The sequence below is a fragment of the Acinetobacter towneri genome, assembly GCF_017498585.1.
Taxonomy (GTDB): domain Bacteria; phylum Pseudomonadota; class Gammaproteobacteria; order Pseudomonadales; family Moraxellaceae; genus Acinetobacter; species Acinetobacter towneri.
The window spans coordinates 1,050,299-1,076,276 of record NZ_CP071766.1; the positions used below are offsets into that span (position 1 = coordinate 1,050,299).

General features: G+C 42.8%; 22 protein-coding genes, 6 tRNA genes and 3 rRNA genes. 17 read left to right on the forward strand and 14 right to left on the reverse strand.

Features of this window, described 5'->3' with window-relative positions; all coding sequences use genetic code 11:
- Nucleotides 1-240: 240 nt before the first annotated feature.
- The 8 genes from secA (at nt 241) to J4G44_RS05010 (ending at nt 6,656) form a co-directional block, all read left to right on the forward strand.
- Complete coding sequence (secA, locus tag J4G44_RS04975) at nt 241-2,955, forward strand: preprotein translocase subunit SecA (RefSeq protein WP_167845788.1); 2,715 nt, start codon at nt 241-243, stop codon at nt 2,953-2,955.
- A gap of 162 nt (nt 2,956-3,117) precedes the next feature.
- Nucleotides 3,118-3,474: a hypothetical protein gene (locus J4G44_RS04980; RefSeq protein WP_167845789.1), complete on the forward strand. Its 357-nt coding sequence runs from the start codon at nt 3,118-3,120 to the stop codon at nt 3,472-3,474.
- A gap of 195 nt (nt 3,475-3,669) precedes the next feature.
- The gene (argJ, locus tag J4G44_RS04985) at nt 3,670-4,890 is read left to right on the forward strand and encodes a bifunctional glutamate N-acetyltransferase/amino-acid acetyltransferase ArgJ (RefSeq protein ID WP_096902401.1); all 1,221 of its coding nucleotides are present in this window, start codon (nt 3,670-3,672) and stop codon (nt 4,888-4,890) included.
- Nucleotides 4,891-5,040: 150 nt separating this feature from the next.
- Entirely contained in the window at nt 5,041-6,108 is a 1,068-nt protein-coding gene (gene nadA, locus J4G44_RS04990) for a quinolinate synthase NadA (RefSeq protein ID WP_026438463.1), read from the forward strand.
- Between the two features lie 153 nt (nt 6,109-6,261).
- Nucleotides 6,262-6,338: transfer RNA gene (locus tag J4G44_RS04995), tRNA-Pro, on the forward strand.
- A 46-nt stretch (nt 6,339-6,384) separates the two neighbouring features.
- A tRNA-Arg gene (locus J4G44_RS05000) sits at nt 6,385-6,461 on the forward strand.
- 38 nt (nt 6,462-6,499) lie between these two features.
- Nucleotides 6,500-6,575, forward strand: a tRNA-His gene (locus J4G44_RS05005).
- A gap of 4 nt (nt 6,576-6,579) precedes the next feature.
- Nucleotides 6,580-6,656, forward strand: a tRNA-Pro gene (locus J4G44_RS05010).
- Nucleotides 6,657-6,846: 190 nt separating this feature from the next.
- On the opposite strand, the gene yfiB is transcribed toward J4G44_RS05010, so the two are convergent.
- Genes yfiB through yfiR form a run of 3 tightly spaced genes read right to left on the reverse strand, consistent with a single transcriptional unit; the run spans nt 6,847 to nt 9,051 of the window.
- On the reverse strand, nt 6,847-7,323 hold the full coding sequence (gene yfiB / locus J4G44_RS05015; RefSeq protein WP_154321033.1) for an outer membrane lipoprotein YfiB: 477 nt from the start codon (nt 7,321-7,323) through the stop codon (nt 6,847-6,849).
- Nucleotides 7,316-8,551 carry a diguanylate cyclase DgcN/YfiN gene (gene dgcN, locus J4G44_RS05020; RefSeq protein ID WP_207973901.1) on the reverse strand — a complete coding sequence of 412 codons (1,236 nt, stop codon included), beginning with the start codon at nt 8,549-8,551 and terminating at the stop codon, nt 7,316-7,318. Before dgcN ends, yfiB begins: the two co-directional genes overlap by 8 nt.
- Nucleotides 8,548-9,051: a regulatory sequestration protein YfiR gene (gene yfiR, locus J4G44_RS05025; protein ID WP_096902398.1), complete on the reverse strand. Its 504-nt coding sequence runs from the start codon at nt 9,049-9,051 to the stop codon at nt 8,548-8,550. The genes dgcN and yfiR overlap by 4 nt, the downstream gene beginning before the upstream one ends.
- Before the next feature lie 528 nt (nt 9,052-9,579).
- Here yfiR and J4G44_RS05030 point away from each other — a divergent pair.
- From J4G44_RS05030 to rrf, 5 genes are all read left to right on the forward strand, one after another.
- Nucleotides 9,580-11,117: ribosomal RNA gene (locus J4G44_RS05030) — 16S ribosomal RNA — on the forward strand.
- Nucleotides 11,118-11,176: 59 nt separating this feature from the next.
- Nucleotides 11,177-11,253: transfer RNA gene (locus J4G44_RS05035), tRNA-Ile, on the forward strand.
- 103 nt (nt 11,254-11,356) lie between these two features.
- Nucleotides 11,357-11,432 (forward strand) — tRNA-Ala (locus tag J4G44_RS05040).
- A gap of 472 nt (nt 11,433-11,904) precedes the next feature.
- Nucleotides 11,905-14,793 (forward strand): 23S ribosomal RNA (locus tag J4G44_RS05045).
- A 191-nt stretch (nt 14,794-14,984) separates the two neighbouring features.
- Nucleotides 14,985-15,099, forward strand: a 5S ribosomal RNA gene (gene rrf, locus J4G44_RS05050).
- The 16S, 23S and 5S rRNA genes sit together here with 2 tRNA genes alongside, the layout of an rRNA operon.
- A 139-nt stretch (nt 15,100-15,238) precedes the next feature.
- On the opposite strand, the gene J4G44_RS05055 is transcribed toward rrf, so the two are convergent.
- From J4G44_RS05055 to rplM, 5 genes are all read right to left on the reverse strand, one after another.
- The gene (locus tag J4G44_RS05055; RefSeq protein WP_004972488.1) at nt 15,239-15,889 is read right to left on the reverse strand and encodes a hypothetical protein; all 651 of its coding nucleotides are present in this window, start codon (nt 15,887-15,889) and stop codon (nt 15,239-15,241) included.
- Nucleotides 15,890-15,905: 16 nt separating this feature from the next.
- Nucleotides 15,906-16,334, reverse strand: a complete 429-nt coding sequence (locus J4G44_RS05060) for a ClpXP protease specificity-enhancing factor (protein ID WP_004972487.1) — start codon at nt 16,332-16,334, stop codon at nt 15,906-15,908.
- 10 nt (nt 16,335-16,344) lie between these two features.
- Entirely contained in the window at nt 16,345-16,998 is a 654-nt protein-coding gene (locus J4G44_RS05065) for a glutathione S-transferase N-terminal domain-containing protein (protein WP_096901581.1), read from the reverse strand.
- Nucleotides 16,999-17,248: 250 nt separating this feature from the next.
- Nucleotides 17,249-17,635 (reverse strand): 30S ribosomal protein S9, encoded by a 387-nt coding sequence (gene rpsI / locus J4G44_RS05070; RefSeq protein ID WP_004972483.1) that lies wholly within the window; start codon nt 17,633-17,635, stop codon nt 17,249-17,251.
- Between the two features lie 12 nt (nt 17,636-17,647).
- Nucleotides 17,648-18,076 (reverse strand): 50S ribosomal protein L13, encoded by a 429-nt coding sequence (gene rplM / locus J4G44_RS05075; protein WP_004909012.1) that lies wholly within the window; start codon nt 18,074-18,076, stop codon nt 17,648-17,650.
- Between the two features lie 265 nt (nt 18,077-18,341).
- On the opposite strand from rplM, the gene J4G44_RS05080 reads away from it, so the two are divergent.
- From J4G44_RS05080 to J4G44_RS05095, 4 genes are all read left to right on the forward strand, one after another.
- On the forward strand, nt 18,342-18,752 hold the full coding sequence (locus tag J4G44_RS05080; RefSeq protein ID WP_136144144.1) for a hypothetical protein: 411 nt from the start codon (nt 18,342-18,344) through the stop codon (nt 18,750-18,752).
- A gap of 62 nt (nt 18,753-18,814) precedes the next feature.
- Nucleotides 18,815-19,783, forward strand: a complete 969-nt coding sequence (pdxA, locus tag J4G44_RS05085; protein ID WP_167845792.1) for a 4-hydroxythreonine-4-phosphate dehydrogenase PdxA — start codon at nt 18,815-18,817, stop codon at nt 19,781-19,783.
- Between the two features lie 19 nt (nt 19,784-19,802).
- A complete protein-coding gene (rsmA, locus tag J4G44_RS05090) occupies nt 19,803-20,615 on the forward strand; it encodes a 16S rRNA (adenine(1518)-N(6)/adenine(1519)-N(6))-dimethyltransferase RsmA (RefSeq protein WP_004972477.1) in 813 nt (270 codons plus the stop codon).
- Nucleotides 20,615-21,463, forward strand: coding sequence for a symmetrical bis(5'-nucleosyl)-tetraphosphatase (locus J4G44_RS05095; protein ID WP_096901578.1), 849 nt, complete (start codon nt 20,615-20,617; stop codon nt 21,461-21,463). Before rsmA ends, J4G44_RS05095 begins: the two co-directional genes overlap by 1 nt.
- 83 nt (nt 21,464-21,546) lie before the next feature.
- On the opposite strand, the gene J4G44_RS05100 is transcribed toward J4G44_RS05095, so the two are convergent.
- The 6 genes from J4G44_RS05100 to hflX form a co-directional block, all read right to left on the reverse strand.
- Nucleotides 21,547-21,999: a DUF2147 domain-containing protein gene (locus J4G44_RS05100; RefSeq protein WP_004972473.1), complete on the reverse strand. Its 453-nt coding sequence runs from the start codon at nt 21,997-21,999 to the stop codon at nt 21,547-21,549.
- A 104-nt stretch (nt 22,000-22,103) separates the two neighbouring features.
- Nucleotides 22,104-22,550 (reverse strand): DUF2147 domain-containing protein, encoded by a 447-nt coding sequence (locus J4G44_RS05105; protein WP_207973902.1) that lies wholly within the window; start codon nt 22,548-22,550, stop codon nt 22,104-22,106.
- A 179-nt stretch (nt 22,551-22,729) separates the two neighbouring features.
- Nucleotides 22,730-23,176 carry a DUF2147 domain-containing protein gene (locus J4G44_RS05110; protein WP_154321023.1) on the reverse strand — a complete coding sequence of 149 codons (447 nt, stop codon included), beginning with the start codon at nt 23,174-23,176 and terminating at the stop codon, nt 22,730-22,732.
- Nucleotides 23,177-23,264: 88 nt separating this feature from the next.
- Nucleotides 23,265-23,939 (reverse strand): LrgB family protein, encoded by a 675-nt coding sequence (locus J4G44_RS05115; protein ID WP_179990654.1) that lies wholly within the window; start codon nt 23,937-23,939, stop codon nt 23,265-23,267.
- A 9-nt stretch (nt 23,940-23,948) separates the two neighbouring features.
- On the reverse strand, nt 23,949-24,320 hold the full coding sequence (locus tag J4G44_RS05120) for a hypothetical protein (protein ID WP_004972466.1): 372 nt from the start codon (nt 24,318-24,320) through the stop codon (nt 23,949-23,951).
- Between the two features lie 35 nt (nt 24,321-24,355).
- Nucleotides 24,356-25,696 (reverse strand): ribosome rescue GTPase HflX, encoded by a 1,341-nt coding sequence (hflX, locus tag J4G44_RS05125; protein WP_167845795.1) that lies wholly within the window; start codon nt 25,694-25,696, stop codon nt 24,356-24,358.
- Nucleotides 25,697-25,978: the final 282 nt, after the last annotated feature.

The window sequence follows — 25,978 nt, forward strand, 5'->3', positions numbered from 1 at the left end:
AATTTGAATATGGTGTGTCATTTTTATTGCATTTTCAAAATAGATTGATGTGTGATTGCTATATATCGTCCGCTCGAAATTTGTTACATTAACTGCTACTTAGCAGCGAGAAATGGCAAGTAGAGATTGGAATTTTTAATAGGTTTTTGTGCAAAACCCTTGTACTTCAAATTTCTAGCACCATAATAACCACTAAGAAAAACCTATTTATTTGACAAGCAAGATTTAGAGAGTTTATTCATGTTGGCAAGTCTGATCGGAGGAATCTTCGGTACTAAAAATGAGCGCGAACTCAAACGCATGCGTAAAATCGTAGACAAGATTAATGCGCTCGAGCCGACGATATCTGCCTTAAGCGATGCAGACTTATCTGCAAAAACCGAAGAATTCAAACAACGTTATAACAAAGGCGAAAGTTTAGATAAATTATTACCAGAAGCATTTGCAGTATGTCGTGAAGCCGCCAAACGTGTCATGAGCATGCGTCACTATGACGTGCAGTTGATTGGTGGTATTACCTTGCATGAAGGTAAAATTGCAGAAATGCGTACAGGTGAAGGTAAAACCCTAATGGGAACTTTGGCCTGTTATTTAAATGCTTTAAGCGGTCAGGGCGTGCACGTCATTACTGTGAACGACTACTTGGCACAGCGTGATGCCGAACTCAACCGCCCTTTATTTGAGTTTTTAGGTTTAAGCATTGGCATTATCTATTCCATGCAAGACCCGACTGAAAAAGCACAGGCTTATCGCGCAGACATTACCTACGGTACCAATAACGAATTTGGTTTCGACTACTTGCGTGACAACATGGTGTTCTCGCTGAGTGAGAAAAAACAGCGTGGTCTGACTTATGCCATTATTGATGAAGTGGACTCGATCTTAATTGATGAAGCACGTACCCCATTAATCATTTCTGGTCAAAGTGATGACTCATCGCAGTTATATGCAGCAATCAACACCATTCCGCCAAAATTGCATGCACAAAAAGAAGAAAAAGTAGCCGATGGTGGACATTTCTGGATTGATGAAAAACAACGTACTGTAGAAATGACCGAAATTGGTTATGAAACGGTAGAAAATGAATTAATTCAAATGGGTTTATTGGCAGAAGGCGAAAGTCTGTATTCTGCATCTAACCTGAATTTGGTGCATCACGTATCTGCAGCTATTCGTGCGCACTTCTTGTATCAACGCAACGTGCATTACATCATCCATGATGGTGAAGTGATTATTGTCGATGAAAACACAGGTCGTACCATGCCTGGCCGTCGCTGGTCAGAAGGTTTGCACCAAGCGGTAGAAGCGAAAGAAGGTCTAGAAATTCAGCCTGAAAACCAGACTTTAGCGACCACAACCTTCCAGAACTATTTCCGTTTATACAAAAAGCTTTCGGGAATGACGGGTACTGCAGACACTGAAGCTGCAGAAATGAAAGAAATTTATGGTCTTGATGTGGTCATCATTCCAACGCACCGACCAATGATTCGTAATGACCAAAACGATTTAATTTATTTAAACCGTACTGGTAAATACAACGCGATTATTCAAGAAATTCAACGCGTGCATGAAGCGGGTGTCGCACCAATTCTGATTGGTACAGCGACCATTGAAGCTTCAGAAATTTTATCGGATAAACTGCGTGAAGCAGGTATTCAGCACGAAGTATTGAATGCGAAGCAACACGAACGCGAAGCTGACATCATTGCGCAAGCAGGCTCACCACGTGCGGTGACTATTGCCACGAACATGGCAGGCCGTGGTACAGATATTTTGCTAGGTGGTAACTGGAAAGCCCTGCTAGCCAAAATTGAAAACCCAACCCCTGAAGATGAAGCGCGTTTAAAGGCAGAGTGGGAACAAAATCACGACATGGTGTTAAGTTCAGGTGGCTTACACATTATTGGTTCAGAACGTCACGAATCGCGCCGTATTGACAACCAGTTGCGTGGTCGTGCAGGTCGTCAGGGTGACCCAGGCGTGTCACGTTTCTATTTGTCACTTGAAGATGACTTAATGCGTATTTTCGCAGGTGATCGTGTTGTAGCAATGATGCGTGCTATGGGCTTGCAGGAAGATGAAGCGATTGAACACAAAATGGTGTCACGCTCTATCGAAAATGCACAGCGTAAAGTTGAGGCACGTAACTTCGACATCCGTAAAAACTTGTTGAAATACGATGACGTAAACAACGAACAACGTAAGATCATTTATTCACAGCGTGATGATATTCTGGCAGAAAGCACGCTGCAAGACTATATTGAAGAAATGCACCGTGAAGTGGTCACAGGTATGATCGCCAATTATATTCCACCAGAATCGATTCATGATCAATGGGATATTGAAGGTTTAGAGCGTGCCTTGCGTGATGATTTGGGCGTCGAATTACCAATTAACCAATGGCTCGAAGATGATCGTCGCCTAGATGAAGAAGCTTTGGTTGAACGTATTGCCGATGAAATTGTGACACGTTACCGTGCACGTCGTGAGCAAATGGGTGATGAATCTGCTGCGATGCTAGAACGCCACTTTATGCTCAGTTCACTTGATCGTCACTGGAAAGATCACTTGGCGGCGATGGACTATTTGCGTCAAGGTATTCATTTACGTGGTTATGCACAAAAGAATCCTGAGCAAGAGTACAAAAAAGAAGCCTTTAACTTGTTTGTGAATATGTTGGGCGTGATTAAAGCCGATGTTGTTACCGATCTTTCGCGTGTGCATGTCCCAACACCTGAAGAATTGGCAGCGATGGAAGCACAGCAGCAAGCGCAAGCAGAAGCGATGCAGCTTAATCTTTCACATGCTGATGTAGATGGTTTAACGGGCGAAACCTTTGAATCAGAACCACAGTACAGTGCTGCTGAGCAAACGGTTGTTCCACCTGCAAGCCGTAACTCGCCATGCCCATGTGGTTCAGGACTGAAATATAAACAGTGTCACGGTAAAATCTAAACCTGACTTGTTACAACTTAAGCAGAACTTTGGCTCTGCTTTTTTGTATTTTGGGCGCAAAATCTTTGTGGTAATAGTTTTGCAAGATGTGTATAGCATTTGCAGATTTTGGAATTAAATGCTATTTAGTTGCACATGCAATATCCATGTGTGGAACAAAAAATGAAAAAAGTATTACAACCTTTAATGATTGTTGCCTTGAGCTTGCCTACTTTCACATTTGCAAATGCGGCAACAACGACAACTCCTGCAAAAGTTCAAGCTGCTGTGGGTGCGACCACTGCACAGGTACAAGTGGATAATGGTCACGTGACTGTGGCAAGCCCACGCACAGGTATTCGTTATACCTTTGCCAATCCAGATCAGCGTCCAATCGTGTTGCATACTGCAGCGATTGCACCTGCGAATGCTGCCAATGTAAATCGTATTGTGGCTGCAAATCCTGCTTTATCTGCAGCAAGTCAAGAACGTGCAAAACAGGCTTTATTGGGTGAAACCGTGGTTGCGACTACGCCATAATCCCAATAGGCTCAATCAGTATAATTTTAGTTGCTGATGTATTACATTGAAGATTAAAACCAGTCCATACGGGCTGGTTTTTTATATATGACCTTGTGTATTAACAAAAGTTGAATCAAGCAGGGAGGATGCTCGATTTTTTCTTCAATTTCCACTAAGCTGTGACATTCTCAAATTTGTACTGGAAATTTCAAAATGGCAGTTGGTGACGTCTCTATGCCACACATGCATGTGGTCAAAGGTGTAAAAATTGGTTCAGCAGAGGCTTATGTGCGTTATCAGAACCGACGTGACCTGGTTATTTTTGAATTTGCAGCAGGCTCAAATGTAGTGGGCGTATTTACTCAAAACGCATTTTGCGCTGCGCCTGTGCATGTGTCCAAAGCACATTTAGCTCAAGGCAATCCGCGTTATTTGGTCATTAATACAGGTAATGCCAATGCGGGTACAGGCAAATTGGGTATGCAAAATGCAGAAATCACCTGTGCCAAATTGGCTGAATTGGCAGGTGTATCTACCCAAGAAGTTTTGCCATTTTCTACAGGTGTGATTGGTGAGCAATTGCCGATTGAGCGCTTGGTTGCTGGTTTAGCGCCTGCGCTGGCATCGTTACGTGAGGATGCTTGGCATGATGCTGCGACAGGTATTATGACCACAGATACCACGCCAAAAGGTGCATCTGAGCAGTTTGAGTTAGATGGTATTACTTATAGCATGACAGGCATTTCTAAAGGTGCAGGTATGATTCGCCCAAATATGGCGACCATGCTCAGCTATGTTGCAACCGATGCACCAATTCAACGTGACATCTTGCAGCAATTGCTCAAACACAGCGTAGAACAATCGTTTAACCGTATTACTGTAGATGGCGATACCTCGACCAATGATTCATGTATCTTGGTGGCGACAGGTCAGGCGGGTGGCACTGAAATTTGCAGTGAAAATGACCCGCGTTATGCTGTGGTATTAGATGTTTTGAATCGTGTGATGTTGCGTTTGGCACAACTGATTATCCGTGATGGTGAAGGTGCAACAAAATTCATTACGGTACGTGTTGAAGATGGTGACAATACCCAAGAATGTTGTGATATTGCGTACAGCATTGCACATTCACCATTGGTAAAAACGGCCATTTTTGCCTCAGATCCAAACTGGGGGCGTATTCTTGCTGCAATTGGTTATGCAGGCGTGCCAAATTTAGACGTTGAAAAAATTCAGGTTTGGTTGGATGATGTGCAAATTTGCAAAGATGGCGGTGCTGCTGCCGACTATACCGAAGCAGCGGGCGCGCGAGTCATGGCACAAACCGAAATGACCATTCGTGTAAATTTAGGACGTGGTCAAGCGACAGATACAGTCTATACTTGTGACTTGTCTTACGATTATGTCAAGATCAACGCGGATTACCGTTCGTAAAAATTCAAATTGAGTGATAAAGCCTCCGTTGTGAGGCTTTTTTAGCATTCAATCGGCAAAGGGCTGGTGAATGAGTAAATTGCCCCCATATCATCAGTGACTTGAGTAAGCTTGTGTTCGGGCAAGCATGAAGATAGAGAAGACGTTGTTATGAATGATGCGACCAATTTAATTGCCAATGAAGCCAAATCAATTGTGCAGGCGCATTTAGATCGCTTGGGTGAAACCAAAGAACATCATTTGAGTGAGCAAGCCAAGCAGGAAAAATTTGCGCAAATTAAAGCAGAACTCGAAAAGCACAATGCTGTCTTGGTTGCCCATTATTACTGCGATCCTGAAGTACAGGAACTGGCTGAATTAACAGGTGGCTGTGTTTCGGATTCACTGGAAATGGCACGTTTTGGTCGTGATCATGCGGCAACCACGTTGGTCGTAGCTGGTGTAAAATTTATGGGCGAAACTGCCAAAATTTTATCGCCAGAAAAAACCATTCTTATGCCAACTTTAGAAGCGACTTGTTCGCTAGACTTAGGTTGTCCTGTCGATGAGTTTAGCCGCTTCTGTGATGCGCATCCTGATCATACAGTCGTGGTTTATGCCAATACATCGGCTGCGGTAAAAGCGCGTGCAGATTGGGTCGTTACCTCAAGCTGTGCGGTTGAAATTATTGAACATCTCGATAGCTTAGGTGAAAAAATCATTTGGGCGCCAGATCAGCACTTAGGACGCTATATTCAAAAGAAAACTGGCGCAGATATGCTGCTTTGGGATGGTTCGTGTATTGTGCATGAAGAATTCCGTTCACGCGGTATAGCCAATATGAAAGCCATGTATCCGGATGCAGCAGTTTTGGTGCATCCAGAATCACCAGAATCAGTTGTTGATGTAGCTGATGCGGTGGGCAGTACCTCGCAACTTATTCAAGCGGCAAAAACTTTGCCACACGAGCGTTTAATTGTGGCAACAGACCGCGGTATTTTCTACAAGATGCAGCAAGCTGTACCAAATAAAATTCTAATTGAAGCACCAACTGCAGGTGAGGGTGCAACCTGTCGTTCATGCGCACACTGCCCGTGGATGGCGATGAATGAATTGGATGGAATTTTGCATGTATTGCAAACAGGTGATCAAGAAGTATTCGTTGAACCTGCCATGGCAGAACGTGCTAAATTACCACTAGATCGTATGTTGAATTTCAGTGCGAGCTTAAAACGCTAAAATTGATTGAAAAATATCAAAAATGCTTGATAAATATACGGTTGAAGCTTTTTTTTAATTTTTTTTAAATATAGGTGTTGACGTCTTCGGGCGTCGCGCCTAGAATGCACACCGTACCGCACGATGTGCGATACACAAAAAGCTGAGATGAATCGGAGCATAGCACAGCCTGGTAGTGCACCTGGTTTGGGACCAGGGGGTCGTAGGTTCGAATCCTACTGCTCCGACCAATTCTTCAAGGCAACGTATCGCATGATATTATGTATCATCGGTCATGCGCCTGTAGCTCAGTTGGATAGAGCATCCGCCTTCTAAGCGGATGGTCACAGGTTCGAATCCTGTCAGGCGCGCCATTTTTTGGTAGCTTGGTATAAAAGAACCAAACATGATGGTGGATGTAGCTCAGTTGGTAGAGCCCTGGATTGTGATTCCAGTTGTCGCGGGTTCGAATCCCGTCATTCACCCCAATTTCGGAGCATAGCACAGCCTGGTAGTGCACCTGGTTTGGGACCAGGGGGTCGTAGGTTCGAATCCTACTGCTCCGACCATTTTCTAAATAGAACAGATGCTAAGTATAAATGGTCAAGTCAATAAAGATACCGCGTTAAGCGGTTTTTTTATGCCTGAAATTTGTGAAAGCCTTGTTAGGTTTAAAATTGGCTTCATATTAGTTATTGGTCGGCATAAAAAAGCCTCAAGAATGAGGCTAAAAATAAGAAAGTTTTAGTGTCTTTTTTATTAAGGCACAATCGTCACATTGACGCGTCGGTTGGTGGCACGATTTGCTGGTGTGTCATTGCTTACCATTGGTTGTGTTGCACCGCGCCCAATCACCTGAATATTTTTTCTTTCAAAACCTTGATCTAAAAAAACCTGAGCCACATTTTGGGCGCGTTTTTCAGAAAGGGTTTGATTGTAGCTGGCTAAGCCTAGGTTATCTGTGTGACCAATAAACTTGAGTTTATCCAAGTCATATTTATGCAGCTGTTGTGCCAATTGGTTCAGGCGTTCTTTTTGGTTGTTTTGAATGGCGTATTCATCAAAACCAAATAACAAGCGTTCAGGCAGGGCTAAAGTCCAGCCATCATCACTTAAAATAAAACCTTCTTGTTTTAGCATGCGTGCCTGCTTATAGCTGACATTCCCTAAACTCATGCAAGCACTGAGTGAAACCATAACAAAAATAAGTGTACCGATCAGAACTTTTTTAAGCATAAGGAACCTGTTTATTGTTTGATTGAGGTGAAATATACCATTTTGATTGATCACGTTTGGCTTTGAGCATTGCGCGATCGACATCGGCAATTAAATTTTCAGGAGTTTTGGCATATTCAATCAATGCTACGCCAATACTGACATTTAGGGAAACTTGTTGCTGTTCATACCTAAATGTAGAGGTATAGCAAGCATGAATCTTTTGACAATAACCCTCTAATTCTGAAGTGGAGTGTGAGCCAGTTAAGATTATTGCAAATTCATCGCCACCTAAACGCGCAACAAACGCATGTGAGGGCAAAATCTGAATTAGACAATGTGATGAATCACGTAAAATATTATCGCCCGTCAAATGCCCAAATTGGTTATTGATTTGGTTAAAGTTATTAATGTCTAAAAAAAATACTGCAGCCGTAGCAGAAGGCTGGGTAAATAGCTTAAACAGTGTTTCATAAAAATAATTACGATTTGGCAACTGCGTTAAATTGTCGTATTGCGACTGAAATTGCAGTTTATGATTTTCAACCAATAAATTCTTATGGGATTGTTCAATCTCATTGAGTAAGCCATTAAAGGCATAACTCAGTTCATGAAGTTCTTGAATATCTGAACTTGAAACGCGCAGCTTATAATTTTTTTGTGCACTGATCTCCTGTGCCGAGCTGACAATAGAACTTAAAGATTGCATGAGATATTGATAAATTGAATTAATTGACCAAAACACAGCAATTAAAAGCAAAATAAAACCGAAAATTAATCCTAAAACGATTTTATAAAAAAAACTGACCAAGTCACTAGAGTTTCCATACACCACCAACTCACCATAGTTTTGCTGATCATGGTCAATACTCAGCCGAACAGGATGATTAAAAAACAGATAGTCCAATAAAGCCTGAATTGAAAAATGCTCTAGACCTTGCTGTTCAATAAAGGCAATACGTGTCTGTTTAGGTGAGCGTACTTCAATTGAACGAATAGAATAACGCTGCGTATGTTCAGACAGAATTTCGTTCAGTGTTATTTGGTCATTGAATACAACAGCCGGTTGAATACGTTCATTTAATGCTGCAGATAAACTTTGCAAACTATTTTTTGCGAAGGTGTTCATGGTGTAGGTTGAGATCACCAAAAAAATACCAGAGCAAATTGTAAAAGTTAAAACAAAAATAGTGAGTTGTGCGCGTGTGAATAATTGATGCAAGGTAATTGGAGTGTATAACTGCTTCATGAGTTTGACTCCGATGTTTTTGCAAGCAGTAATACACGCGGATCAATATGCACTTGAGATTGAGTCAAGCTTTCCATGTTGACTTTAAAAGCATAGTTATCATTTTTTTTATAAAGACAAAAAGCGCTGCCAGTTTCACATTCCAGATTGTTTAAACTAATAGATAGGGCTGGAAATCGAACTTGAGTATTTAAGGTATGTTGTTCTTGTGCAGCAGAAAGCGTAGAAAAAATTAATATTTGACAATTACTTTTAGATATTTCATGGCTTTGAATGGGTTGAATGTCATATTTATTATGTAATGGGGCATGTTTTTTGAATTGTTGTGCAATATTATCTTGATTTACGACACAAAGTTTGGGCGTGCTAGCTTGCCATTTTGCATACGCTAAAATGGAGAATGTAGTGTTATAAAGATTTGATGCAGGTGCAGCATACAAAATAGGTGTTTGCATTGCTACAAATGACAGCAAGGTTATTATTTTTAAATTTTGAGTCATTTCAATACAACACGAATGAACATAAAAGTAGTGTAGCTAATATTGGAAAATAAGCATACTGCTAATTTTGAGCAAGAATAATACAGATCTAAATGATTTTGCCGAATAAATAACCGTTCGGACTAAAAAACTCATAAAACTTAAAAAGAGGGGTTGCAAGGCGAAATATTTGCCCTATAATGCACATCCATCGGCGGTGATGAAGATTAAAACTTCTGATAAAACAATGACTTGGTTAAGAATGATTGAGTTGGGTTTTAGAAAGAAAGTTTAAAATAATTTAAATTACCAGTTGACACTTTAGAAATAAAGCGTAATATAGCCGACCTAGCTTGATGCTGACGAAGCATTGAGAAGATCATTAAGAGATTATGAAGAACAACTTGTGTGGATTTTTACTGATTGATTGATCGAAAATATTTCATTGATTGATTGGTTTAAATTACTCGAAGTTTATTTGAGCGAAATTTAAGTCAGAAAATTGATGAGCCAGATTTGGAAGTTTAGATTAAAACTTCAAAATGATTTTAACTGAAGAGTTTGATCATGGCTCAGATTGAACGCTGGCGGCAGGCTTAACACATGCAAGTCGAGCGGGCGAGGTTGCTTCGGTAACTGAGCTAGCGGCGGACGGGTGAGTAAAGCTTAGGAATCTGCCTATTAGTGGGGGACAACATTCCGAAAGGGATGCTAATACCGCATACGTCCTACGGGAGAAAGCAGGGGCTCTTTATGACCTTGCGCTAATAGATGAGCCTAAGTCGGATTAGCTAGTTGGTGGGGTAAAGGCCTACCAAGGCGACGATCTGTAGCGGGTCTGAGAGGATGATCCGCCACACTGGGACTGAGACACGGCCCAGACTCCTACGGGAGGCAGCAGTGGGGAATATTGGACAATGGGGGGAACCCTGATCCAGCCATGCCGCGTGTGTGAAGAAGGCCTTTTGGTTGTAAAGCACTTTAAGTGGGGAGGAGGCTTACCTGGTTAATACCTGGGCTAAGTGGACGTTACCCACAGAATAAGCACCGGCTAACTCTGTGCCAGCAGCCGCGGTAATACAGAGGGTGCGAGCGTTAATCGGATTTACTGGGCGTAAAGCGCGCGTAGGTGGTTAATTAAGTCAAATGTGAAATCCCCGAGCTTAACTTGGGAATTGCATTCGATACTGGTTAGCTAGAGTATGGGAGAGGATGGTAGAATTCCAGGTGTAGCGGTGAAATGCGTAGAGATCTGGAGGAATACCGATGGCGAAGGCAGCCATCTGGCCTAATACTGACACTGAGGTGCGAAAGCATGGGGAGCAAACAGGATTAGATACCCTGGTAGTCCATGCCGTAAACGATGTCTACTAGCCGTTGGGGGATTTGATCCTTTAGTGGCGCAGCTAACGCGATAAGTAGACCGCCTGGGGAGTACGGTCGCAAGACTAAAACTCAAATGAATTGACGGGGGCCCGCACAAGCGGTGGAGCATGTGGTTTAATTCGATGCAACGCGAAGAACCTTACCTGGCCTTGACATAGTAGAGACTTTTCAGAGATGGAAAGGTGCCTTCGGGAATCTACATACAGGTGCTGCATGGCTGTCGTCAGCTCGTGTCGTGAGATGTTGGGTTAAGTCCCGCAACGAGCGCAACCCTTTTCCTTACTTGCCAGCATTTCGGATGGGAACTTTAAGGATACTGCCAGTGACAAACTGGAGGAAGGCGGGGACGACGTCAAGTCATCATGGCCCTTACGGCCAGGGCTACACACGTGCTACAATGGTCGGTACAAAGGGTTGCTACCTCGCGAGAGGATGCTAATCTCAAAAAGCCGATCGTAGTCCGGATCGCAGTCTGCAACTCGACTGCGTGAAGTCGGAATCGCTAGTAATCGCGGATCAGAATGCCGCGGTGAATACGTTCCCGGGCCTTGTACACACCGCCCGTCACACCATGGGAGTTTGTTGCACCAGAAGTAGGTAGTCTAACCGCAAGGAGGACGCTTACCACGGTGTGGCCGATGACTGGGGTGAAGTCGTAACAAGGTAGCCGTAGGGGAACCTGCGGCTGGATCACCTCCTTAACGAAAGATTGACGATTGGTAAGAATCCACAACAAGTTGTTCTTCATTGATGTATCTGAGGGTCTGTAGCTCAGTTGGTTAGAGCACACGCTTGATAAGCGTGGGGTCACAAGTTCAAGTCTTGTCAGACCCACCATGAGCAAGACTTAAAGCACTGCTTTAAGGCGAAGCGCAAGGCAAACGAACGTGAGTGAGTGCGCAGGCTATAATCCGATACATCGAATCACAGATGATAAGCTGGGGACTTAGCTTAGTTGGTAGAGCGCCTGCTTTGCACGCAGGAGGTCAGGAGTTCGACTCTCCTAGTCTCCACCAAATTTTAAGATCAGAAAAGCACTGTTTTTCCTTAAAATTTAAGCAAACAGCTATGCTGTGCGCAGGCACACATATACTGGAGCTTTAAGCTAAAGATTGCAGAACTTAATAAAAGATCGAATGATTAGATTTGATGGTTTATTAAGTTCTGTGATTTAAATATCACAGTATTTAGTGCGATCTGACGAAGACGCATTAATTCATTAACAGATTGGCAAAATTGAGTCTGAAATAAATTGTTCAACTCATTTAATTCAAGATTGACAGTAATGCTTCGGTGTTACGGTTTAATTACGAATTGAAATGAGAACTAGCAAATTAACTGAATCAAGCGTTTTGGTATATGAATCTAATTGAAGCTGTACAGTGCTTAAGTGCACAAGACATCAAACTGTGAATTAAATAAATATTTTATATTTATTTAATTGTCTTAATCCTACTTGTAGGGATTAACGACTGTTTGGGGTTGTATAGTCAAGTAATTAAGTGCATGTGGTGGATGCCTTGGCAGTCAGAGGCGATGAAAGACGTGATAGCCTGCGAAAAGCTCCGGGGAGGCGGCAAATATCCTTTGATCCGGAGATTTCTGAATGGGGAAACCCACCTACCTTAAGGTAGGTATCGTATGATGAATACATAGTCATACGAAGCGAACGCGGGAAGTGAAACATCTCAGTACCCGTAGGAAAAGAAATCAATTGAGATTCCCTCAGTAGCGGCGAGCGAAAGGGGAAAAGCCCATTAAGTTATGTGTGTTTTAGTGGAATGCTCTGGGAAGTGCAACCATAGTGGGTGATAGTCCTGTACACGAAAGGGCACACATAATGATGACGAGTAGGGCGAGGCACGTGAAACCTTGTCTGAATATGGGGGGACCATCCTCCAAGGCTAAATACTCCTGACTGACCGATAGTGAACCAGTACCGTGAGGGAAAGGCGAAAAGAACCCCTGTGAGGGGAGTGAAATAGATCCTGAAACCGCATGCATACAAGCAGTGGGAGCCACTTCGTGTGGTGACTGCGTACCTTTTGTATAATGGGTCAGCGACTTATATTCAGTAGCAAGGTTAACCGAATAGGGGAGCCGTAGAGAAATCGAGTCTTAATAGGGCGTATAGTTGCTGGGTATAGACCCGAAACCGGGTGATCTATCCATGAGCAGGTTGAAGGTTGGGTAACACTAACTGGAGGACCGAACCCACTGTCGTTGAAAAGCCAGGGGATGACTTGTGGATAGGGGTGAAAGGCTAATCAAACTCGGTGATAGCTGGTTCTCCCGAAAGCTATTTAGGTAGCGCCTCGGACGAATACCATTGGGGGTAGAGCACTGTTTCGGCTAGGGGGTCATCCCGACTTACCAAACCGATGCAAACTCCGAATACCAATGAGTACTATCCGGGAGACAGACTGCGGGTGCTAACGTCCGTAGTCAAGAGGAAAACAATCCAGACCGCCAGCTAAGGCCCCAAAATCATAGTTAAGTGGGAAACGATGTGGGAAGGCATAGACAGCTAGGAGGTTGGCTTAGAAGCAGCCACCCTTTAAAGAAAGCGTAATAGCTCACTAGTCGAGTCGGCCTGCGCGGAAGATGTAACGGGGCTAAAACTATGTGCCGAAGCTGCGGATGTATACATTGTATACGTGGTAGGGAGCGTTCTGTAAGCCGAAGAAGGTGGATTGAGAAGTCTGCTGGAGGTATCAGAAGTGCGAATGCTGACGTGAGTAACGACAAAACGGGTGAAAAACCCGTTCGCTGAAAGACCAAGGGTTCCAGTCCAACGTTAATCGGGGCTGGGTGAGTCGACCCCTAAGGCGAGGCCGAGAGGCGTAGTCGATGGGAAATTGGTTAATATTCCAATACTTCAGTGTAATGCGATGAGAGGACGGAGAAGGTTAAGTCAGCCTGGCGTTGGTTGTCCAGGTGAAAGGAAGTAGGCATGCATCTTAGGCAAATCCGGGGTGCTCTATGCTGAGATCTGATAGCAAGCTGTACTTGTACAGTGAAGTGGCTGATACCCTGCTTCCAGGAAAAGTCTCTAAGCTTCAGTTACACTGGAATCGTACCCGAAACCGACACAGGTGGTCAGGTCGAGTAGACCAAAGCGCTTGAGAGAACTCTGCTGAAGGAACTAGGCAAAATGGTACCGTAACTTCGGGAGAAGGTACGCTGTTGATGGTGATAGGACTCGCTCCTTGAGCTGTCGACAGCCTCAGAAACCAGGCCGCTGCAACTGTTTATTAAAAACATAGCACTCTGCAAACACGAAAGTGGACGTATAGGGTGTGATGCCTGCCCGGTGCTGGAAGGTTAATTGATGGGGTTAGCGTAAGCGAAGCTCTTGATCGAAGCCCCAGTAAACGGCGGCCGTAACTATAACGGTCCTAAGGTAGCGAAATTCCTTGTCGGGTAAGTTCCGACCTGCACGAATGGCATAATGATGGCGGCGCTGTCTCCAGCAGAGGCTCAGTGAAATCGAATTCGCCGTGAAGATGCGGTGTACCCGCGGCTAGACGGAAAGACCCCGTGAACCTTTACTGCAGCTTGACATTGAACTTTGACCTTACTTGTGTAGGATAGGTGGGAGGCTTTGAAACTTGGACGCTAGTCCGAGTGGAGCCGTCCTTGAAATACCACCCTGGTAATGTTGAGGTTCTAACTCTGTCCCGTTATCCGGGACGAGGACCATGTCCGTGGGTAGTTTGACTGGGGCGGTCTCCTCCTAAAGAGTAACGGAGGAGTACGAAGGTGCGCTCAGCGTGGTCGGAAATCACGCGTAGAGTATAAAGGCAAAAGCGCGCTTAACTGCGAGACCCACAAGTCGAGCAGGTACGAAAGTAGGTCTTAGTGATCCGGTGGTTCTGTATGGAAGGGCCATCGCTCAACGGATAAAAGGTACTCTGGGGATAACAGGCTGATACCGCCCAAGAGTTCATATCGACGGCGGTGTTTGGCACCTCGATGTCGGCTCATCTCATCCTGGGGCTGAAGCAGGTCCCAAGGGTATGGCTGTTCGCCATTTAAAGAGGTACGCGAGCTGGGTTTAGAACGTCGTGAGACAGTTCGGTCCCTATCTACCGTGGGCGCTGGAAATTTGAGAGGATCTGCTCCTAGTACGAGAGGACCAGAGTGGACGAACCTCTCGTGTACCGGTTGTGACGCCAGTCGCATCGCCGGGTAGCTATGTTCGGAAGGGATAACCGCTGAAAGCATCTAAGCGGGAAGCCTACCTCAAGATAAGATTTCCCCGAGGCTTTATGCCTCCTAAAGAGCCGTTGAAGACTACGACGTTGATAGGTTGGATGTGGAAGCATAGCGATATGTGAAGCTGACCAATACTAATTGCTCGTGAGGCTTGACTATACAACACCCAAACAGTTGGGGTTGTATGCTCAATCGATTCAAATCCAATCAGTCAATTCAGACTGATCTTGATTTAGTTAACGCTAAACAATAAAATTCAGACCCAATACAGCCCAATCTGTTACAGATTCGGAAAACGCAGTGCATCACAGTCGTGAATAAGACCAATGCAAGTCTCCGTAAACAGTTGTGCTGGCGACCATAGCAAGAGTGAACCACCTGATCCCTTCCCGAACTCAGAAGTGAAACCTCTTCGCGCTGATGGTAGTGTGGGGTTACCCATGTGAGAGTAAGTCATCGCCAGCTCATTATTCTAAACACCCTCAACTAGCGTTGAGGGTGTTTTTTTATGTAGAAAAGAAAATATTAAAAACTATAAAAAGTGAAGGCAAAATAAAACCATCAGATGATGATGGTTTTATTACGGCTTAGATAGAAGATTGATTTAAGCGAATAATTGAGTAACGGAACACCATAGAATTGCTAAAATCGCAATCGCAACGATAGGTTCTAGTACTTTAGACCAAGTGGGTACAATTGCTTCTACAGGCTCAATATTTTGATGATCATCGTGGGTATGTTGTTGTACCATTTGATTAAACTCCTTCATTGATGCCTCTAATGATAGCTCTTCTTGAGGAATTGGTTTAGAACCTTTTAACTCTATTAGATCGTTTGTTGACCAAACCCAATCATCCGCTTGACCAGATAAATGTTCAATTTGACCTAGCAATAATTCACCTAGACCTTTATTGCCAAAATTACCGGTTTGATCCAATTGCTTGAGCTCTGTGAGTTGTAAGGCTAAGACTTCACTAATATTCTGTTCAAGCTCAGTTTTGGAGAGAGGTGACTGATTGTGTGGAGATGTGGTGAGTCGACGTGCAATTTCCTGAATATATAATTCATCTTGATGATCAATTTCTTGATAAAGTTTTTGGTTGTCTTCTCGCCACAGACTGACCAGTTTGCCTAAGCTCAGCGCATTGATTTCTTGAATATATTGGTCGCGATCAACAGCATTATATTGTTTCAAAAGCGAGGGCTTTTGAAGTTTAATCTGCGCTGCAAAATATTGTACTAAATCAAAAGCCATTCACTACTCCATTGTTTTAATCTAATAATCTAAGGCTTGGTTTTTTCTTAGTTTGTTCGGTTTTTTCTTCAGTCTTTGATTCTAAAGCATCTTGATCATTTTGGATATGTGCATACTCACTTGGATCAAAGAATAAGCCTTGTCCATTCTCTCTTGCATAGATACCTACGACGGCATTCATAGGTACATATAAGTCGCGTGATACGCCACCAAAGCGTGCAGAGAAGGTGATTGCATCATTGCTCATGTGTAAGGCATGCACTGCATGTGGAACGATATTTAGGACAATCTGACCATCCTGAATAAATTGTTCAGGAACAAGCGTATTCGGCTGTGTAGCATCGACCAATAAATGTGGTGTGAGTTGGTTATCACAAATCCATTCATAAATTGCGCGGGCTAAATAAGGACGGGTTGGACTTAAATTGATTTCAGATTCAGACATAATATGCTCTTTAAGTATGAATTAAAAATTCTTGATAGCGATTTTTTTCTTGCAAAGTCATTGCTTGAGTGAAGGCAGGGCGTGAAAAAATCCGCTGACAATACAGGAAAATTGGACGACAGTGTTGTTGAGGTAATTCTATGCCCATGGCTTTTAGCCGTATAAATAAGGATGCCAGCATGCAATCTAAAATACTGAAATTTTCTGACATGAAATAAGGATAATGCTGAAATAATGGTGTCAGTGAAATGAGTGTATCACGTAATTTTTTTTGTGCAGCGCGCTGTGTTGTGTAATCTAAGCTATCAGGATGACGTAGCATCTGATCGGCAAGTTTGAACCAGTCTTGTTCAAAGCGCCAAATATATTGACGTTGTTCTGCACGTGGCATAGGTGCATCTGCATAGAGTTTATTTTGTCGATAACGATCATCCAGATATTCGGAAATAATCGCAGTATTAAAGAGTTTTAAATCGTTTTCTAGCAGCATTGGAAGTTGATTATACGGATTCAGGCTTGCAAGATCTTCATCTTCATAATCGACCAAAATCAGTTGATATTTGATTTGTTTTTCGGCCAGAACGTAACGAATCCAATGTGAGCGAAAGTCGTCCGCATGACTGTAGAGGGTAATGCCTTGTAAGGGTGCGTTCTCGACTGACATAATCCGAAATAAAACCAAATGAATAGAATAGGATACTAAACTTAGCCACTAAAATCACCCAGCAAAGCTGATAAAAGTGTATGAGATATTTGTTGATTGGTTTTCAATTTTTGGACTGTATTGAATTTTGATTTTTGGTGTATGTGAATCCGAATTGTTTATCTGACTTAAAATGCTCAGCTCGTTGATTTGCATAAAAAAAAGCCTTGGAAAATCCAAGGCTTTTTTTGTGTCCGATTCGGTAAACGAATTAACGTTTAGAGAATTGTGGACGTTTACGAGCTTTACGTAAACCAAGTTTCTTACGTTCAACTTCACGAGCATCACGAGTAACGAAACCAGCTTGACGAAGAGCAGGTTTTAAAGTGTCGTCAGATGCGATCAATGCACGAGTAATACCGTGACGGATTGCACCAGCTTGACCACCAATACCACCACCAGCAACAGTGATGTAAAGGTCATATTTTTCAGTAGCTTCAAGAAGCTCTAATGGTTGACGTACGATCATACGAGCAGTTTCACGACCGAAATATTGCTCAAGAGTACGGTTGTTAATTACGAGTTTACCTGTACCAGCTGATAAGAAAACACGTGCAGTTGCGGTCTTACGGCGACCTGTACCATAGTTAGTAGCCATGTGCTGTATCCCTTAGATGTCCAAAACTTGTGGCTGTTGAGCTGTGTGAGGATGCTCAGCACCAGCGTACACTTTCATTTTCTTGATCATAGCATAACCAAGAGGACCTTTTGGCAACATGCCTTTTACAGCGCGTTGGAAGATTTCTTCTGGTTTGTGAGCAACTAATTTCTCGAAATTAGTTTCACGGATACCACCAGGGAAACCAGTGTGGCGATAGTATTTCTTGTCAAGTGATTTGTTACCAGTCACTTGAACTTGCTCAGCATTGATGACAACGATGTAGTCGCCAGTGTCAACGTGAGGAGTATAAGAAGTTTTGTGCTTACCGCGTAAACGACGAGCGATTTCTGTCGCAAGGCGACCTAGAGTTTTGCCAGAAGCATCAACAACGTACCAGTCGTGTTGAACTTCAGCTGGCTTAGCGCTGAGAGTTTTCATTAAACCACTACCTATTATAGTTGGTTTGGACTATGGAAGCTGTCCAAACAAAAAGGAGTCCGAATTCTACCTGAGAATGGGTAGAACTACAATGGAAAAGTCACATTTTAAGCGCTATATTTTATCAAGTTTGGTTATAAAAGCAAAATCACCTCTAGCGACCATTTCACGACAGTAAAAATCAGGTATTGATCTTCTTTATCTAGTGCTGTTTTAGCTTTTTCTGTATGGTCGCAGCTAATAATAATGATGAGGACGGATCACTATGTCTGATGATTTAGAACGCATCGCTACAACGACAAAAGCATTAACGACAGAAGCATTAAAGCCGCAACCAAATAAACTGCTAAAATTTATAGCAGGTTTTTTCATCACATTGATTGGTCTGTATGAACTGGCATTTTTGTTGGTAGGTGCAGCTTATGGTACTGATGTATTTGATTTTATCTTAATCTATTCTGTATTTATGCACATCACCTTGCTCCCTTTTATGCTATATGGCATCGGTGGCTTCATCATGTTGAGTCTATCTGATCAAAACTATCGAGCAGTCACTCAACAAGCGCCCAAAATACTATTTATAGGTTTGTTGTTATGTATGGTCGTGATTGGCATTTCGGAATGGGCGCATCAGATGGGCATCTTAGATAGCCGATTTAGATTAGATTGGAGATAAAACAATTTTGCTCAGGATGGCGCTATAATTCAGCTACACCTAGCTATAGTGGATGAAGCTGCATGCGCCCTTTATATGTCACCAGTGGTGAACCTGCAGGTATTGGACCTGATATTTGTCTAAGTCTGGCAGCTCGACAAGATGAGCGTCCAATTGTGGTATTGGCAGATCATCAATTATTACAACAACGCACCGAAATTCTAAAGCAACAAGTCGAATTGATTGAATATTCAGGTCAGCAACAGCCTGCAGCGCTTGGGCAGTTATATGTTGAGCATGTGCCTTTGGCTGTAGATGTTGAGTTGGGGCATTTAAATGCACAAAATGCAACTTACGTTTTGGAGCAATTACGTCGCTCAGCTTCTTATGCAATGACAGGTAAGAGTGTGGGCGTGGCGACAGCACCCGTGCAAAAATCTATTATTAATGAAGCTGGTATTTCTTTTAGTGGGCACACTGAATATTATCAGGAGTTTGCAGGTGTTGCGCGTGTGGTGATGATGTTAGCCACCAAAACCTTACGCGTTGCCTTGGCGACCACGCATTTACCTTTACGTGCCGTGGCAGATGCCATTACCAAAACACGTTTAGAACAAGTAATTGATATTTTGCTGCACGATTTAAAAAGCAAGTTTAAAATTGAACATCCTAAAGTATTGGTCTGTGGTTTGAACCCACATGCGGGCGAAGATGGTTATTTAGGCATGGAAGAAATTGAGGTGATTAATCCTGTGCTGCAAAATTACCGTAATCGCGGTGAAAATCTCAGTTTAAGTTTACCTGCAGATACTTTATTTACCCCAGAAAATTTAAAAGATACCGATGCAGTTTTAGCGATGTATCACGATCAGGGTTTACCTGTGTTAAAATCTCAGGGCTTTGGTGAAGCAATTAATATTACTTTAGGCTTACCGTTTATTCGCACTTCAGTCGATCACGGCACAGCGCTCTCCCTCGCAGGTACGGGACTTGCGAAAAGTTCTAGCTTGCATGTTGCTGTCGATTTAGCGCTGGATTTAGCACGTTCATAATTTCAGCTTGGAAATCTTTATGTATCAAATTAATGCCCTAAACCCAAAAGATGAAGGGCATCAGGCTCGTAAACGCTTTGGTCAAAACTTTTTGCATGATCAACGCGTGATTGCCAAAATTGTCCGCTCAGTGAACCCACGTCCAGGCGATAATATTGTCGAGATTGGACCGGGTTTAGCGGCATTGACCTCACCTTTAATTGGTGAGTGTGATGCTTTGACTGTAGTGGAATTAGACCGTGATTTGGCCGCAGGCTTACCGGGACGTGTGCCACATCCTGAGCGTTTAACTATTGTAGAAAGTGACGCGCTGAAATATGACTTTACCGAGTTATTTCAGGAAGGGCGCCCGCTACGTGTGGTTGGAAACTTGCCGTATAACATTTCGACGCCGCTTTTGTTTCATCTCTTAGAGTTTGGTGACAAAGTTAAAGACATGCACTTTATGCTGCAAAAAGAAGTGGTAGATCGTATCACGGCTGAACCGAATACCAAAGAATATGGGCGTTTATCGGTGATGATGCAGTATTACTGTAAGCCAACCTTCTTGTTTGAAGTACCGCCTGGCGCATTTAATCCACCGCCTAAAGTGACTTCTGCAGTATTCCGTTTAGAGCCTTATGTGACTAAACCGATTATTGCCAAAGATGAAAAAGCATTGGCACGTTTGGTGGCGCATGTATTTACCCAACGTCGTAAAACATTGCGCAATAGCTTAAAAGGTATGTTGGCTGAAGATGCGTTTGAACGTGCAGGGGTAGACCCAATGGCACGTCCTGAAACTTTAAGTTTGAGTGCATTTGTCGCATTGGCAGATCAGATGGTGAATTAATGGCAGCAATTCGATACAACTATGTCATTGGTGATGTGCAGGGCTGCTTTGAAGCCTTAAAACTATTATTAAAAGAAATACAGTTCGATCCCGATCAAGATTTTATTTGGTTTGCAGGCGATTTAGTCGCGCGGGGTGAAAACTCGGTAGGTGCTTTGCGTTTTATTAAAAAACTGGTAGATCGTGGCGTTGCAGCAACGGTGTTAGGCAATCACGATTTAACCTTGTTGGCAGGCGCACGTGGCTTAAAGAAAATCAAAGCACAAGACAACACTCGTGATGTGATTGATGCAATTGACAGTGATGATTTGATTGATTGGTTGCGTAAACAACCATTGTGTCTTTTTCCTAATGAAAACACCATTTTAACTCATGCAGGTATTCCACATATTTGGAATGCGGAACAAACCGCAGCTTTGGCAAAAGAAGTTGAGGCGGTGATTGGGCATGAGGACTTTGAGGTAGTGGATGCATTCTTAAAGGAAATGTATGGGGCAGAACCTGCAGTTTGGTCGGATGATTTAGAGGGGCATGCGCGTTTACGTTGTATTACCAACTATTTGACCCGTATGCGTTTAGCCAATGCACAGGGTGGTTTGGAATTTAGCTTTAAAGATGCCTTAGATGATCCGATGCCAGAAGGTTTTAAACCGTGGTTTGAATATCCATCTTTAGCTGCGCAAACACATCAAATCGTATTTGGTCATTGGGCAGCATTGCAGGGACAAACGGTAGCCGACAATATTCAAAATGTGGATGGCGGTTGTGTGTGGGGCAATCAGCTTGTGGCTTATCGTTTGGAAGATCAGCAATTGTTTGCAGTGGATAATCCGCTGGCAGAATGGTAATAACATTCATCTTTAAAATTTAAAAATGTGATGATGAAATGAAAATAGCCACCTATTGAGGTGGCTATTTTTTATCTTGAATTTTATTGAATTCGAATCCAAGTTTGACTGCGACCTAGTGTAGATACACCCATATAAGCACGTAAAGTTAAACGTTTACCTGTTGAGTTGAGGCGAATTTTTGCATCGTAAATACGACCTGCCAATGGATCAATTACGCGTCCTTTTTCGTAATTGTTGCTGTTTTTGACTTGTTGTAAGCCTTTTAAAATATCCATCCCTAAAATAGGTTGGTCGGTATAAGGCGCAGGGCATTTATTACAAAGTTCACGTGGGGTATAACCCGGACGCGGGGTTACTTTCACAATTTTACCCGTATAGGTTTGATTGGCTTCTTTACGAATTTCGATGACAGCTTTGGGTGAGCCTGTTTTATCATCAATTTGTTGCCAAGTTCCTGCTAAATCTTGTGCCATCGCCAAAGTGCTTAGACTGCCGAAGATGACGGCTATTCCTAAAGCCAATTTCTGAATCATTTTATTTCCCTTACTCGGTCTTTGCGGCTAGTCTAATCTGTGAATTAACGGACACAAAGTCCCGAGTATCCAGAAAAAATGACCGATGAGACACAATTACTCGCTTATTGTTGGCGAATCCACGTTTGTGTCCGACCAATGGCTGAAATTCCGACGTAACCACGCAAGGTTAGGCGTTTACCGTTGGCAGCAAGACGTCCTTTTAAGCTATACATTTTGCCTGCAAGTGGATCAAGAATACGCCCGTTGGCATAGTTGTTGTTATCCACATGTTGTAAACCTTTAATAATTTCTAAGCCGACGAGTGGTTTATTGGTATATGGGGCAGGGCAATCGACACAAATGGTTTTAGGGGTGTAGCCTGCACGTGGTGTGACTTTGACAATTTTACCCGTAAACGTACCATTCTCCGCTTTGGTAATTTCAATTAAAGCCTTAGGTGAGCCAGTTTTGTCATCAATGCTTTGCCAAGTTCCAGTTAAGTCTGCAGCAAATAAACTGCCACTGAACATTAAGCTTGCAAATGCACCTATCAGTAAATTTTTCTTCATATCAGTTCCTTTGATTGCCGAAATTGATCACAGAGGTTTATTCAAGATATAAAGCGAGTTGTGGTAGGAGTCAAGCGATTTGAGAAAAAATTAATCTTAAAGTTGCGACTAAAATGTAAGAAAACCAATAAAAAATGCCACGAACGTGTGGCATTTTAAGTGAAAAGTGAAGCAATTAATTAGTCGCTTTTAATCCAAGTTTGGCTACGTCCTAAAGCAGATACGCCCACATAACCACGCATGGTCAGACGTTTACCATTGCTGCTTAATTTGGCTTTGGTGCTGTAGATATTGCCGTTTAATGGGTCAATAATTTTTCCACCAGAGAAGTTAGTACCACCTGTATGTTTTAAGCCTTTAAGTATATCCATTCCTAAAATAGGTTGGTTGGTATAAGGCGCAGGACAGTTGACACAGGTATCTTTAGGGGTGTAGCCAGGACGAGGGGTAACTTTGACAATTTTAGCCGTATAGGTGCCATTGGCTTCCTGACGAATTTCTAAAATTGCTTTTGATGAACCTGTTTTGTCATCAATATTTTTCCAAGTACCCGTAATATCTTGAGCTAGCGCAAAACTTCCTAACGCTGAGCAGATTAAGGCAACGGTGAGTTTCATCTTGACCATGTTCAATGTTCCTTGTTTTTGGCTAACTGGATATTTCATAGTAAAAAGAAAGTTAAAACTCGACAAGTCTAAATAAGTGATTGCTCAGTCACATTTTTTGTAAATACAGTATAAATGTTGGCAGCCAAACTGCGGTAAAGACTGCATTGACTGCCATGCCAAAGGCAGCATAACGTCCTGCAACACTGCCACGTTGCCATGCTTGAGCAGTACCAATGGCATGTGCAGCTAAGCCAAGTGCCAAACCTGAAGCACGTTCATCATTGATATGCCTTAAAATAAGTGGTGAAAAAGCAGCACCCACGACACCTGATAAAATCACAATTAATACTGCCAATTGAATCGGTGCTTCTAATAAGGTTGCGATATTAATCGCAATCGGCGTGGTCACTGCACGGGTGGCAAATGCCATAATATCGGCACTGGACATATGTAGCGCATAAGCAAGCCCCATCGGCAGCGCCACAGCACTAAGACTGGCAAAGAACAAAATACCTAAAATCGCTTTGAGGGGTAAATCGTCATAACGCATGGCTGCTAGAGGAATGGCGAGTGCAACTGTCACATAGCCCAATAATTGATTAAACAAAGGGTTGGTTTGTGCGACGTAAGTTTCGTATGGAATCCCGAAAAAATACAACAGTAGCAACACAAAACACATGCCAAAGACAATCACAGGGATTTGCGGGACTTTTTGGTTGCAAGGTTTTGCCAGTAAATATGCAACGAGAGTGATTAAAAAACCATATAGAATTGACAGCATTTTAATCTCCTAAAGCCAGCGTTTTGCCATTTTGGCATACAGCCAAAGCGGGATCAGCGTACTGATAAACAACACAATTAAGAAGATTGGAATTTGTTTGCCCATGTGCGTGAGCATAATTAATGAACCCGCGCTGATGGGTAAAAAGGCAAAGGCACTTTCTTTCATGATTTTGTTGTTGGTATCGACCAGACGAGCAGGAATTTTACTGAGTTTGCGCCATGTAAATAATACCGCCAGTAGGCTGAGCAAACCGACTAAATTGCCTAATTCTGGGTGATTAAATTGGGTCATGATCCATACAGAGGCTTCACGAAACACAATAATCAAAAGGAGTGTGCCGATCCATGCTGGCCAATCGATATGTTTTATCCTGCTCATTTTTGATCTTTCATTAAAATTTTACTTATCACGTTTTAACCGATCTGATCGTCAATTTCAAATGCTTCAAGCGGACGTTTAAATTGTTCTGCCTGTGCACCTAAAATTTCGTCTATCGGTAAATGTGCCTGTTTAATCAGTTGTTCCAGTTTATGTGGTGCCATGCTGACTTGTAGATGTAATTGACCTTCATCATCGTACTGTTCTGCCTGAATGACATTGAGCGCATACAGTTGATTGCGCAGTTTGCCATAAGCAGGTTGTAATTTAAGATCAAACTTTTGAATTTGCCCCATCAAACATTCATGTACGGCTTGTTTTAACAAGTCTAAACCTTGCCCTGAATGTGCCGATACATAGACACGGTCAGGTTGATGCGGTTTTTCATAGATAATTTTGGCTGTTTCGCCTGAGACATCAATTTTATTGTAAACCCGCAAAATAGGTACATCTGCGCCAATTTCTTTTAGCACACCTTCGACTGCTTCAATTTGTTCCAACACATCGGGGCTGCTTGAATCAATCACATGCAGCAATAAACTGGCTTCTAAGGTTTCTTCCAAAGTTGCTTTAAAAGATTCCACCAAAGAGTGAGATAGGTTTCTTACAAAGCCAACGGTGTCGGCCAATACCAGACGTCCGATGCCATCCCATTCTAAACGCCGTAAAGTAGGGTCAAGCGTAGCAAACAGTTGGTCAGCAGCATAGACATCACTTTGCGCCAAAATATTAAATAAGGTCGATTTGCCTGCGTTGGTATAACCGACCAATGAAACGGTAGGAATGGCGGCTTTTTGCCGAGCCACACGACCTTGTGCACGGGTTTGACGGACTTTATCGAGTTTGGTTTTTAGTTGTCCCATGCGAATACGCAATAAGCGTCGGTCAGTTTCAAGCAAGGTTTCCCCAGGACCACGTAAGCCGATACCGCCTTTTTGACTGTCTAAGTTGCTGCGACTACGCACCAAACGTGAAGATAAATGTTGTAATTGTGCCAATTCGACCTGTAATTTACCTTCGTAAGTGCGGGCGCGTTGAGCAAAAATATCTAAAATGAGTTCGGTACGGTCAACCACACGGCATTGCATCACTTTTTCTAAATTACGTGCCTGTGCAGGACTGAGTGCATGATCAAAAATGACCAAATTGGCGTCGTGTTCTTTGACCAATGCGGCAATTTCTTCGGCTTTGCCTGAGCCAATAAAGAGTTTGGCATCGGGTTTACTACGTTGAGTGTGGACGTGTTGTAAAACTTCTGCACCCGCAGATTCAGCCAAGAGCTGAAATTCTTCGGCATCTAGGTCTTCTAAAATTTGGACAGCGACACTGACCAGTACAACACGCTCGCCATCTTGAGGTGGCACAAAATTTTCCACTCAGCGCAATCTCCATGCTAAAGCTATATTCTAGTAGAAAAAATGTTTGTGCAGGGAAATAGATGATTGGATTTTTCCTGCGCCCTGATTTGATGCTATATCAACGTATGTAAACTCAATTATAAGGATGACCCCAATATAGAATTTATCTATTTAGATTTTGCCAAAAGTCGCATGTTTGCATGCAGGTTTCGGTTTTTATTATCAATGCAAGTTCAGATTGAACAGTATAGAATGAGCAAAATATAGACCTTTATACGTTGTTTTGCGTTTAACAATTAG